Annotated in this window: 10 protein-coding genes; 6 read left to right on the top strand and 4 right to left on the bottom strand. The window is 69.1% G+C overall.

From position 1 onward, the window contains the following. Positions 1–21 precede the first annotated feature (21 nt). The 3 genes from VPH47_RS20660 (at position 22) to VPH47_RS20670 (ending at position 3,911) form a co-directional block, all read left to right on the top strand. Positions 22–2,511 (top strand): DEAD/DEAH box helicase, encoded by a 2,490-nt coding sequence (locus VPH47_RS20660; RefSeq protein WP_368851706.1) that lies wholly within the window; start codon positions 22–24, stop codon positions 2,509–2,511. Then, positions 2,508–3,530 (top strand): ribonuclease H-like domain-containing protein, encoded by a 1,023-nt coding sequence (locus VPH47_RS20665; RefSeq protein ID WP_368851707.1) that lies wholly within the window; start codon positions 2,508–2,510, stop codon positions 3,528–3,530. The genes VPH47_RS20660 and VPH47_RS20665 overlap by 4 nt, the downstream gene beginning before the upstream one ends. 66 nt (positions 3,531–3,596) lie before the next feature. Continuing rightward, entirely contained in the window at positions 3,597–3,911 is a 315-nt protein-coding gene (locus VPH47_RS20670) for an I78 family peptidase inhibitor (RefSeq protein WP_153856681.1), read from the top strand. Between the two features lie 67 nt (positions 3,912–3,978). On the opposite strand, the gene VPH47_RS20675 is transcribed toward VPH47_RS20670, so the two are convergent. Next, entirely contained in the window at positions 3,979–5,964 is a 1,986-nt protein-coding gene (locus tag VPH47_RS20675) for a M56 family metallopeptidase (RefSeq protein ID WP_368851708.1), read from the bottom strand. Positions 5,965–5,967: 3 nt separating this feature from the next. Continuing rightward, positions 5,968–6,354, bottom strand: coding sequence for a BlaI/MecI/CopY family transcriptional regulator (locus VPH47_RS20680; protein WP_110710666.1), 387 nt, complete (start codon positions 6,352–6,354; stop codon positions 5,968–5,970). Positions 6,355–6,544: 190 nt separating this feature from the next. On the opposite strand from VPH47_RS20680, the gene VPH47_RS20685 reads away from it, so the two are divergent. Next, the gene (locus VPH47_RS20685; RefSeq protein ID WP_368851709.1) at positions 6,545–7,612 is read left to right on the top strand and encodes a serine hydrolase domain-containing protein; all 1,068 of its coding nucleotides are present in this window, start codon (positions 6,545–6,547) and stop codon (positions 7,610–7,612) included. Between the two features lie 33 nt (positions 7,613–7,645). On the opposite strand, the gene VPH47_RS20690 is transcribed toward VPH47_RS20685, so the two are convergent. Continuing rightward, the gene (locus VPH47_RS20690) at positions 7,646–8,752 is read right to left on the bottom strand and encodes an SDR family oxidoreductase (RefSeq protein ID WP_368851710.1); all 1,107 of its coding nucleotides are present in this window, start codon (positions 8,750–8,752) and stop codon (positions 7,646–7,648) included. A 215-nt stretch (positions 8,753–8,967) separates the two neighbouring features. Between VPH47_RS20690 and VPH47_RS20695 the strand changes: the two genes are divergently transcribed. Then, positions 8,968–9,276 carry a hypothetical protein gene (locus tag VPH47_RS20695; RefSeq protein WP_099552786.1) on the top strand — a complete coding sequence of 103 codons (309 nt, stop codon included), beginning with the start codon at positions 8,968–8,970 and terminating at the stop codon, positions 9,274–9,276. Here the strand turns inward: VPH47_RS20695 and VPH47_RS20700 are convergent. Beyond that, positions 9,254–10,309 carry a DNA topoisomerase IB gene (locus VPH47_RS20700; protein WP_368851711.1) on the bottom strand — a complete coding sequence of 352 codons (1,056 nt, stop codon included), beginning with the start codon at positions 10,307–10,309 and terminating at the stop codon, positions 9,254–9,256. The genes VPH47_RS20695 and VPH47_RS20700 overlap by 23 nt on opposite strands. 111 nt (positions 10,310–10,420) lie before the next feature. On the opposite strand from VPH47_RS20700, the gene VPH47_RS20705 reads away from it, so the two are divergent. Continuing rightward, on the top strand, positions 10,421–10,810 hold the full coding sequence (locus tag VPH47_RS20705; RefSeq protein ID WP_368851712.1) for an I78 family peptidase inhibitor: 390 nt from the start codon (positions 10,421–10,423) through the stop codon (positions 10,808–10,810). Positions 10,811–10,949 lie beyond the last annotated feature (139 nt).

Genomic DNA, 10,949 nt, shown 5'->3' on the forward strand with positions numbered 1-10,949 from the left:
AACGTCCCGGCTCCATCTTCCATGGCTTACGAACTCGCCAAGCGCACCGCCGATGCCGAGCAGAAGCTCGCCACCCGCGATGGCCTGCCCGCCCGTGACGGCGCCCTGCTCAGCGCGCGCCTGCAGCGCCGCTACCAGGACCGCATTACCGGCAGCTTTGCCCTTCCCGGCCGGGAAGGCCGCTATGCGCCCATTCCCGATTCGGTTCCGCCGGCCCTGGCTGCCGCGCTGAAGGCGCGGGGCATCGAGCAGCTCTACAGCCACCAGGCCGAAGCCTGGGAGGCCAGCCAGCGCAGCGAGCACGTGGCCATCGTCACCCCCACCGCCAGCGGCAAGTCGCTGTGCTACACCCTGCCGGTGGTCAGCGCGGCGATGCAGGACAAGGCCAAGGCGCTGTACCTGTTCCCGACCAAGGCGCTGGCCCAGGACCAGGTGGCCGAGCTGCTGGAGCTCAACCGCGCCGGCGATCTGGGGGTGAAGGCCTTCACCTTCGATGGCGATACCCCCGGCGATGCACGCCAGGCGATCCGCCTTCACGGCGACATCGTGGTCTCCAACCCGGACATGCTGCACCAGGCGATCCTGCCGCATCACACCAAGTGGGCGCAGTTCTTCGAGAACCTGCGCTACATCGTCATCGACGAGGTGCATACCTACCGCGGCGTGTTCGGCAGCCACGTCACCAACGTGCTGCGCCGGCTCAAGCGCATCTGCGCGTTCTACGGCGTGCAACCGCAGTTCATCCTGTGCTCGGCCACCATCGGCAACCCGCAGGCGCATGCCGAGGCACTGATCGAGGCACCGGTCACCGCCATCACCGAGTCCGGCGCGCCCAGCGGCCCCAAGCAGGTGCTGCTGTGGAACCCGCCGGTGATCAATCCGGACCTGGGCCTGCGCGCCTCGGCGCGCTCGCAGAGCAACCGCATCGCACGCATTGCGATCAAATCCGGGCTGAAGACCCTGGTGTTCGCGCAGACACGCTTGATGGTCGAGGTGCTGACCAAGTACCTGAAGGACATCTTCGACCACGACCCGCGCAAGCCGCCGCGCATCCGCGCCTACCGTGGCGGCTATCTGCCCACCGAGCGCCGCGAGACCGAGCGTGCGATGCGCGCCGGCACCATCGACGGCATCGTCAGCACCTCGGCGCTGGAACTGGGCGTGGATATCGGCAGCCTGGACGTGGTGATCCTCAACGGTTATCCGGGTAGCGTGGCCGCCACCTGGCAGCGCTTCGGCCGCGCCGGCCGCCGCCAGCAGCCGGCGCTGGGGGTGATGGTGGCCAGCTCGCAACCACTGGACCAGTACGTGGTGCGCCATCCGGATTTCTTCGCCGAGGCCTCGCCCGAACACGCACGCATTGCGCCGGACCAGCCGCTGATCCTGTTCGACCACATCCGCTGCGCAGCCTTCGAGCTGCCGTTCCGGGTCGGCGATGGCTTCGGCCCGATCGACCCGGAAGTGTTCCTGGAAGCGCTGGCCGAAACCGAGGTGATCCACCGCGAGGGCGAACGCTGGGAATGGATCGCCGACAGTTATCCGGCCAACGCGGTCAGCCTGCGTGCGGTGGCCGATGGCAACTTCGTGGTGGTCGATCGCAGCGATGGCCGCCAGCAGATCATCGCCGAAGTGGATTACTCCGCCGCCGCGCTCACCCTGTACGAGGGCGCCATCCACATGGTGCAGTCCACCCCGTACCAGGTGGAGACGCTCGACTGGGACGGCCGCAAGGCCTATGTCACCCGCACGCATGTGGATTACTACACCGACAGCATCGACTTCACCAAGCTCAAGGTACTGGACCGCTTCGACGGCGGCGTGGCCGGCCGTGGTGATTCGCATCATGGCGAAGTGCACGTGGTACGCCGCGTGGCTGGCTACAAGAAGATCCGCTACTACACCCACGAGAACATCGGCTACGGGCCGGTGAACCTGCCCGACCAGGAACTGCATACCACTGCGGTGTGGTGGCAGCTGCCGCAGGCACTGTTGCTGCGCGCCTTCGCCAGCAAGCAGGATGCGCTGGATGGCTTCCTTGGCGCCGCCTATGCGCTGCACATCGTCGCCACCGTGGCGGTGATGGCCGATGCGCGCGACCTGCAGAAGTCGGTCGGCAACGGCGATGGTTCCTGGTTCGCGATCGCCGACCAGAGCGGCCGTGGCCAGCTGCGCGGCAGCGAGGGCGATCCCGGCGTCGTCGAGCTGCTGCAGGAATTCGTGCCCACCGTGTATCTGTACGACAACTTCCCCGGCGGCGTCGGCCTGAGCGAACCGCTGTGGCAGCGCCAGGCCGAGCTGGTGCAGCGCGCTCGCGAACTGGTGCAGCGCTGCGACTGCAAGGCCGGCTGCCCGGCCTGCGTGGGCCCGGTGCTGGCCGCGCAGGAAGAGGAGGACACCTCGCCGCGTGCGCTGGCGCTGCGCGTGCTGGATCTGTTCGATGCCGAGGCCTGCCAGCACGTACGCGACGTGGTGGTGACCGCGCGCGACCCGATGGAGCTGCTGGCCCCGTGAGCCTGAGCCTGGACAAGCTGCGCCTGCTGCGGAAGCAGGCCGGCGACCCGAAGGCGGCTACACCGTCGGCGCCGGATGTTCTCGCGGCATCTGCGGCACCGGTGGCCGCCAACGATGCGCGGCAACCACCGGCCGAGCGTTCGGTGTTCGCGTGGGTCGAACAGGAAATCCGCCACAAGCCGACCGGCGCTGCGGCCTCCACACCGGCACCCGCACCGCTGCGTCGGCCGGAAGTGGGCAGCCTGCACCGCCTGCTCGGCCTGCGCTCACGTGGTGGAGCCGCACCGGCACGCGCCAGTGCGCAGGATCGCCAGCTTCCTGGTGAGGAAATCGCACCGGGCCTGTTCCTGATCGAATCGCTGCAGCCGCAGCCCATTCCGGCACAGCCGCTGTCGCTGGATTTCGCCCGCCGCGAAGGCGAACACGTATCCCCGCGCGACCTGCTGTTCTTCGATACCGAAACCACCGGCCTGGCCGGCGGCACCGGCACCCGCGCCTTCATGATCGGGGCCGCCGACTGGCATGTGTGCCCGCAACGCGGCGAAGGCCTGCGCATCCGCCAGCTGCTGATGGCGACGATGGCCGCCGAGGACGCGATGCTGGCCACCTTCGCCCGCTGGCTGCAGCCCTCCACCGTGTTCTGCAGCTACAACGGCCGCAGCTACGATGCGCCGCTGCTGAAGGCGCGCTACCGGCTGGCCCGCCAGCGTTGCCCGATCAGCGCGCTGGATCACGTCGACCTGCTCTATCCGACCCGCCGCCGCTATCGCGGCACGTGGGAGAACTGCAAGCTGTCCACCATCGAACGCCAGCTGCTGCGCGTGGTGCGCGAAGACGACCTGCCCGGTTCTGAAGCGCCGGGCGCATGGCTGCGTTTCCTGCGCGGCGGCGACGCCGTGAACCTGCGCCGGGTAGCCGACCACAACCACCAGGACGTAGTGACCCTGGCCCTGCTGCTGCAACGGTTGGTACGCGAGGAGCAACGCGAGCGCGAGACGCTGGCATTGGTTGGGCAGTAAGCGTTGACGCGGCCTGACGGTGGCAGCGGTGACACTGCCGCCACCATCCACGCCTGGAGCCCGACGATGCGCCTCAATCCCCTGGTCCTGCTCGCCATCCTGCCCTTGGCCGCCTGCAGTCACGCTGGCAGCAGCACCTCTCACGATCCCGCGCCAGCACCCGTGGCCGATGCCGCGCACGAATGCAGGCCGGAGGCGCTGGAAGCCTTCACCGGCAAGACCGCCGACGAAGCCACGATCAAGAAACTGGTGGCTGACAGCGGCGCGCGCGGTGCACGGGTGGTCAAACCCGGCATGGCGGTGACCATGGACTTCCGCCAGGACCGCGTGACCGTGCAGGTGGATGCGCAGAACCGCATCGAACGCGCCAGCTGCGGTTGATCGCCTCAGGGGAGTGCCGGCCGCTGGCCGGCACCCCACATTGCAAGCCAGCGGCCGGCACTACCGCTCAGAGTCGCTCGGCCTTGCCGCTGGCCAGTGCGCGCGCGATCACCTGCTGTGCCTGCTGCGATGCCTGCGCATGCACGCGCGCCTGGCGCTCGCCCAACGCGGCCTGTTGGCTGCCCAGTGCCGCCTGTCGGTTGGCCAGTTCAGACTGCTGTCTGGCCAGGCGCTGCATGTCACGGGTACGGCCGGACTGCGCGGCCTCGCTGCGGGCTTCCTGCATCGCACGACGTGCCTCGGCGGCGGCCTCGCGCGCAGCCTCTCGCGCCACGGCCATATCGCTGGTCGCGCCGCGCGCCGCCTTCGCCGCTTCCGCCGCCGCCTCGCGGTTGATGTCATGCGCGGCCATCGCGCTGCGCGCGGCCTCGGCAGCGGCCAGTGCGATGCGGCGTGCCTCCTCGCTCTGCAGACGCCCCATCTCGCCCATCTGCCTGCCGAGTTCGCCCTGCTCGCGACCCAGCGCACTCTGCTGGCGGCCCAGTTCGCTCTGCTGGCGGCCCAGATCGGCCGCGCCGCTGTAGGCACGCTGCAGGGTCTGGATCATCATCGGATCACGCACCACGTAGCGCTTGTCGCCCTGGCGGAACCACAGCGCCGGACCCTTGCCGAGCTGCCTGCGGGCCACCGTCACGTCGTCCATGCCGCCGTTGGCGAAGGTCGAATCGCCATCGACCAGCACGAAGGCCTCCCGGGGCGACTTGCCCAGATCGAGGCGACCGTAGGTCGTGATGGAGGTGGTGGTCGTGCCGTCATGGTCCTCATCCATGCCAGAGGCATCGTCGAGGTAGGCCACGTCGGCATCATCAGGACCGGACGGTTCTTCCACATCAGCCGACTCGACCGGCGGCGCGGGCGCCACCGGCACGGCCGGAATGCGCGCGGACGAAGGCGGTGCGGGCGGCGCTTTCGGAGCCTTCGGCGGCGGCGGTACCACCGCCTTCGGTGCCGCCGGCGGCGCGGGCGGTGCCGGTGGCACTGGCGCAGCGACCAGCCGCATCGGTGCCACGCCCACCAGCACCACGACGGCGGTCAGTGCCATCGCCAGAATGCGCGGGCAGGCCCGGCGCGGCTGCAGCGAGAGCAGGCGACGCTTGAGGCTGGTGGTGTTCGGTGCAGCACTCGCCACGCCCAGATGCGGCTGCGGTGCCACGCCCAGCTGCAGCAGCAGGCGACCATAAGCCTGGCGGCTGGCGCCGTGCTGGCCGACCACGGCCGCATCCACTGCTTCCTCGCGGGCCTGTGCGTATTCGCGCACCGACAGGCGCAGCAGCGGGTGGAAGAAGAACAGGTGCTGGGCCAGTGCGGGCAGCAGGCCCCACTGCAGGTCACGCCGCTGCAGGTGCTGCAGTTCGTGGGTCAGTGCCAGGTCCAGCGCATCACCCTGCAGGGCGTTGTCGCCGGCCGGCAGCAGCAGCACCGGGCGGAACGGTCCAACCAGCTGCGGTGCGTCCACCTGCGTGCTCATCCACAGCCGCGGCGCAGGGCGCACGCCGTGTGCGTCGGAGGCCAGTTGCAGGGCCTGCACCAGCGCTTCGTCCTGGCAGGGATAGGCGGCGGCCAGCAGCGCCCGGCAGCGGCGCCACTCACCGAAGGTACGCAGGGCCATCAGCAGCACGCCGGATACCCACAGCGCAGCCAGTGCAACGGCCCACCACGCCACTGCCGGCACCTCCGCTGCAGGCATCGGCATCGTCGCCAGCAGCTGCGCCGAGGCTTCCGGCGCCAGCGGGTAGACCAGATCTGCGGCAACGTCGGTGGCGGTCATCGCCACCGCCTGCGGTGCCGGCAGCCAGGCCAGCTGCAGCGGCTGGCTCCAGAACAGGCCGAGCACGGCCTGCAGCGACACCAGCCACCACAGGCGGCAGCGGGTGGCCGCCGACAGCGATGGCAGCGCGCGGCACACGCCGTACACCAGGGCCACCAGCAGCACGGTCTGCAGGCTGGTCCATCCCAGCCGTTCCAACATCGGGATCAGCATCGTGGTGTCCATGGCTCAGCCCTCGTGGCGACGCGATTGGAGTTGGGCGACCAGCGCTTCCAGCTCGGCCAGCTCGTTGTCGCTGACCTGCTGGCGCTGCGACAGGTAGGCCACGAACGGCGACACCGAGCCCTGCAGGGTGTTGTCGACGAACTGGGCCACGGCACCCTGCAGCACGCTCTCCGGGCCACGGGTGGCCTGGTAGCGGTAGACGCCGTCCTGCTGCTGGCGCTGAAGATACCCCTTCGCCCGCAGCCGCTCCATCATCGTCAGCACGGTGGACCGGGCCAGGCCACGGGGCTCGGCGTAGCCACTGGCGACCTCGCCGACACTGGCCGGCGCATGTTCATCGATGTACTGCAGCAGGGCCAGTTCCTGGTCCCCGATCGTCTTGCCACGCATGACACCACTCCCTTGACTACACGTGTCGCCAATGTCAGCTTGACGACAGCTGTAGTCAACCCCCCGGAAGTCATGGGCCGACGAACGGTAGGCACACCGCGCGCTTAAACCTTTGACGCGCCGGCTGCATCCGATCCCCGGCACTCCACGGGAATTCCGCATGTTCCGCCCAACGCTTCGAGTCGTGCTCATGCTCATCAGTGCCCTGCCCTTCACCGCCATCTCCGCCAGCCAGGACCAGGCCAACGACCAGACCCGCCGCCTGATCCGCCAGATCATGCTGGAGCAGCGCATTCCCGGGCTGCAGGTCGCCGTGGTCAAGCAAGGGCAGATCGTGCTCTCCGAAGCCTATGGCCTGGCCAATGTCGAGAACGGTGTGCTCGCCTCGCGCGACACCCGCTTCCCGCTCAATCCGGCCACCAAGGCGTTCACCGGCGTGGCTGCCGCACAGCTGGCACAACAGGGGCAACTGGATCTGGACGCGCCCGCCTCGCGTTACCTGGATGGTCTTCCGGCCACATGGAGGGAGGTGCGCGTGCGTCAGTTGCTGGCACACACCTCGGGACTGCCGGACATCCTGGATGCAGGCGGACTGCTGGGAGGGGGCTCCGAAGCGCAGGCATGGACGGCAGTCACCGCGCGCCCCATCGAAGCAGCGCCCGGGCAGCGCTTTGCCTACAACCAGACCAACTATGTGCTGCTGGCACGGATCATCGCGCAGCAATCGGGCATGTCCTACGAACGCTTCCTCGCCAGCGGTCAGTTCGGCAGCGCGCGCATGGCCCGCACCACCTTCGGCGACAGCTATGACCTGATTCCGGATGTGGCGACGATGTACAGCCTGGCCCCGCGTGCCACCGACGCAGCCGATGCACCGCCGCGCCTGTCGCACTGGTTCTACGACATTCCGCCTTCACTGTGGGCCGGTGGTGGCATCCTCACCACCGCCGATGACACCGCGCGCTGGCTGGTCGCGTTGACCGACGGGCGCCTGCTTCGGGATGCACCTCGGAAGAGGATGTGGACCGCAGAGCGCCTCACCGATGGCCGTGCTGGACCATGGGCGGGCGGCTGGCCGGTGCTGCGCGCATCGCCCGACCTGCAGGTGGCCGGTATCGGCGGCGCGCGCTCGGCCTTCGTCGTGTATCCCGACCGCGACGTCGCGGTGGTGGTGCTGACCAATCTGGTCGGCGCCAATCCGCAGCTGTTCATTCCACGCATTGCCGATCTCTATGCGCCTGCGGTGACCGTGCCCTGAGGCTGCCGGCCAGCGGCCGGCACTACCGTCGGCTCAGCCCCGCGGCCCACCCATCACCGGCAGGATCACCCCGCTGATGTAACTGGCACAGACCGGCGAGGCCAGGAACACATACGCGGGCGACAGCTCTTCGGGCTGTGCAGGCCGGCCCATATCGCTGTCCTTGCCGAACTCGGCGACATCCTCGGCCTGCTTGTCGGCCGGGTTCAGCGGCGTCCACACCGGTCCCGGCGCCACGCAGTTGACCCGGATGCCACGTGGCAGCAGCTGGCTGGCCAGCGACTTGGTGAACGCATGGATCGCGCCCTTGGTGGCGGAGTAGTCGATCAGCGCCTTGCTGCCGAAAATGCCGGTTTCCGAGCCCGTGTTGATGATGCTTGCGCCGTCGCCCAGATGCGGCAGTACCGCGCGCGCCATCTGGATGTAACCGCCGATGTTGGTCTGCAGGGTTTCCTGCAGATGCGCATCTTCCAGGTCTTCCAGCCGTTCGCAGTGCAGCTGGAACGCGGCATTGTTGACCAGGATGTCGATGCCGCCGAACGCCTTGGCCACCTGCTTGACCGCCTTGTTGCAGAAGCGCGGATCACGCACATCGCCGGCGATCACCACGCAGCGGCCGCCTTCGCGCTCCACGTGCTGGCGGGTGATGTCCGCGTCCTCGGCCTCGTCCAGATGCAGTACTGCCACATCGGCGCCTTCGCGTGCGAACAGCACCGCCACTGCACGGCCGATGCCGGAATCGCCACCGGTGACGATTGCACGCATGCCCTGCAGCTTGCCGCTGCCGGCGTAGTCCGGTGCAAGAAAACGCGGCGCCAGCTCCAGTTCGTGTTCATGCCCAGGCTTGGCCAGCTGCTGCGCCGGCATCGCCTCTGGTTGACGGCGTGCGCCGGCCTGGGTCGCGGTCTTCTTTGTTGCCTTCTTGGCCGCGCGGGCGTCCTTGGCCTTCTCCTGGTCCTGCAGGCGCCGTTGCCGTGCTGCGACGCGCGCTGCCCGCGGATCGCTGGCAGCCGCCTTGCGGGTTGCGGTCTTCACCACGCGCGGGCGGTCGGGGTCGGCGACGGTCTTGGTTGCGGTGCTGCCTTTGCGCACCTTCGGCGATGCCTTGCGGCGGACGGGGGTCTTCCTGGCGGTGGCCATGCAGGTCTCCTCGGGGGGGAATGGGGTTGCCGGCCAGCGGCCGGCACTACCGGGCGCGGGCGCCGCACTACCGGGGCGGCATCCGCCGCGCCTGCAGTGTCTCCACCTATGCTGTTGGCTGCAGTGAGCGCACCGTGTCCACGATGTGCACGGTATTCATTCCGCCACCACGTGCGCCGTCGCACGCTGCACGCAACCACACAAGGAACACCACCATGAAACATGCCATCGCCACCGCCGCCGTCTGCTTCGCCCTCGCGGCCTGCAGCAGCACACCGATGGCCCAGGTGCAGCCGATCGACGGCGTGATTTCCGGCCAGTGCCATAGCGACATGGTGCGTGGCGCACTCGGCCTGGCCGCCTCGGATGCCACCGTGGCCCGCGCCCGCGTGGACAGCGACAGCCTGCATGTACGGGTGCTGCGTCACGACGGTCCGCGGGTGCCACCGGCGCACGAAGGCGGTGACCGCCTGACCATCGAGAAGGGCCGCACCAACAACATCACCGCGATCTACTGCGGCTGAGCCGGCGCGCCCTGCGCAGCACGCGCAGGGTGGCCTGTTCCCACTGGCGCGGCCCGCGCAGGCCGGCCAGCGTCGCCAGTTCGCCGCGCTCCCAGCCGGCGAACACGCACGGATCGATGTAGGCCTTGCGGCATACCGCCGGGGTATTGCCCAGCAGCGCCGCCACCTCGCACACCACCGCGCGCTGCGCCTGCGCCAGCGCGCGCTGGCTGGCCGGTTCCGGCAGCTCGGTGGCGGCGAACGCCTGCACCGCGGCCACGGTACCGCCCCAGGTGCGGAAATCCTTGGCGGTGAAGTCCTCGCCCATCACCTCGCGCAGATAGTCGTTCACTGCACCGGAATCCACCGGCTGCAGCGCACCTTCATCGTCGCGGTACTGGAACAACGCCTGCCCGGGCAACTGCTGCAGGCGCCGTACCAGCAGTCCCAGCCTGCGATCGCCCACGGTCACGTCCTGCAGCTGGCCGGACTTGCCACGGAAGCGCATGCGTACCCGGCCGCCACGCAGCAGCTCCAGATGGCGGTTGCGCAGCGTGGTCAGTCCGAACGAACGGTTCTGCTGGGCGTAGGTCTCGTTGCCGACCCGCACCAGGGTGTCGGCCAACAGCGCGACCACCACCGCCAGCACCTTCTCGCGCGGGAAGCCTGGCCGCTTGAGGTCACGCGACAGGCGCCTGCGCAGCATGGGCAAGGCCTCGCCAAACGCGATGATGCGGTCGAACTTGCCGGCGTCGCGCTCCTTGGCCCAGTCGGCGTGGTAGCGGTACTGCTTGCGCCCGCGCGCATCGCGCCCTGTGGCCTGCAGGTGGCCATTGGCGTGGGTACAGATCCACACCGCGGTGTAGGCCGGCGGGATGGCCAGCGCACGGATGCGTTGCAGTGTGGTGGCGTCGCGTATCGCGTGGCCATCGGCATCGCGGTAACTGAAACCCTTGCCGGCGCGGCGGCGGCTGATGCCCGGCTGGGTATCGTCGACATAGCGCAGGCCAGCCGCGCGCGCGGCCTGTCGTTCGGGGGTGGAGGCGGTTGGCATGCCAGTAGTGTCGCCGTCGACATGCCGCGATCCTGTCGATAACACAAGACAAACACGTGAGGGCCGGTTCGCCGCTATGCTCGGGTCTTCACAACCCCTTCCGGAGTCATGATGTCGTTCCCGATTCGCGCCCGTTCGCTCTCCGCCCTGTTGCTGCCGGCCGTGCTGGCGCTGACCGCCTGCCAGGCACCGGCGCTGGACGAACAGGATTCGGCCACCGCCCATGCCCAGCAGGCGGCCGAGGCCGCCAAGGCACCGGCCGACGACACCGGCAAGGCCACCGAGGCACCGCCGGTCGGCACCTGCGACGCCAGCCAGGTGCAGAGCCTGGTCGGCCAGACCTACACCGACGCGCTCGGCAAGCAGGCGCAGGAAGACGCCGGCGCCAGCCAGGTGCGCGTGCTCAAGCCCAACGACGTGGCCACGATGGAGTTCCTCGGCGACCGCCTGAACATCGAAGTGGACGACAAGGGCGCCGTCAGTGGCGCGCGCTGCGGCTGAGTCAGACCCCGCGCCGGCACACGGGTGCCGGCGCTTTCTGTTGCACCTGCAACCGTGTATTGCGGCGTTGCAGCAACCTGTGATCTAGTCGAGGCATCCGGTGGCCTCACGATGCGCTCCAGGGATTGAGCGGGCTTGA

The organism is Stenotrophomonas sp. WED208, from assembly GCF_040984485.1.
Taxonomy (GTDB): Bacteria; Pseudomonadota; Gammaproteobacteria; order Xanthomonadales; family Xanthomonadaceae; genus Stenotrophomonas; species Stenotrophomonas riyadhensis.

Excerpts from the sequence above, each read along its gene's own strand:
- VPH47_RS20660 (WP_368851706.1), top strand. The coding sequence starts at position 22 with ATGGCTTACGAACTCGCCAAGCGCACCGCCGATGCCGAGCAGAAGCTC.
- VPH47_RS20670 (WP_153856681.1), top strand. The coding sequence starts at position 3,597 with ATGCGCCTCAATCCCCTGGTCCTGCTCGCCATCCTGCCCTTGGCCGCC.
- VPH47_RS20675 (WP_368851708.1), bottom strand. The coding sequence starts at position 5,964 with ATGGACACCACGATGCTGATCCCGATGTTGGAACGGCTGGGATGGACC.
- VPH47_RS20680 (WP_110710666.1), bottom strand. The coding sequence starts at position 6,354 with ATGCGTGGCAAGACGATCGGGGACCAGGAACTGGCCCTGCTGCAGTAC.
- VPH47_RS20685 (WP_368851709.1), top strand. The coding sequence starts at position 6,545 with ATGCTCATCAGTGCCCTGCCCTTCACCGCCATCTCCGCCAGCCAGGAC.
- VPH47_RS20690 (WP_368851710.1), bottom strand. The coding sequence starts at position 8,752 with ATGGCCACCGCCAGGAAGACCCCCGTCCGCCGCAAGGCATCGCCGAAG.
- VPH47_RS20695 (WP_099552786.1), top strand. The coding sequence starts at position 8,968 with ATGAAACATGCCATCGCCACCGCCGCCGTCTGCTTCGCCCTCGCGGCC.
- VPH47_RS20700 (WP_368851711.1), bottom strand. The coding sequence starts at position 10,309 with ATGCCAACCGCCTCCACCCCCGAACGACAGGCCGCGCGCGCGGCTGGC.
- VPH47_RS20705 (WP_368851712.1), top strand. The coding sequence starts at position 10,421 with ATGTCGTTCCCGATTCGCGCCCGTTCGCTCTCCGCCCTGTTGCTGCCG.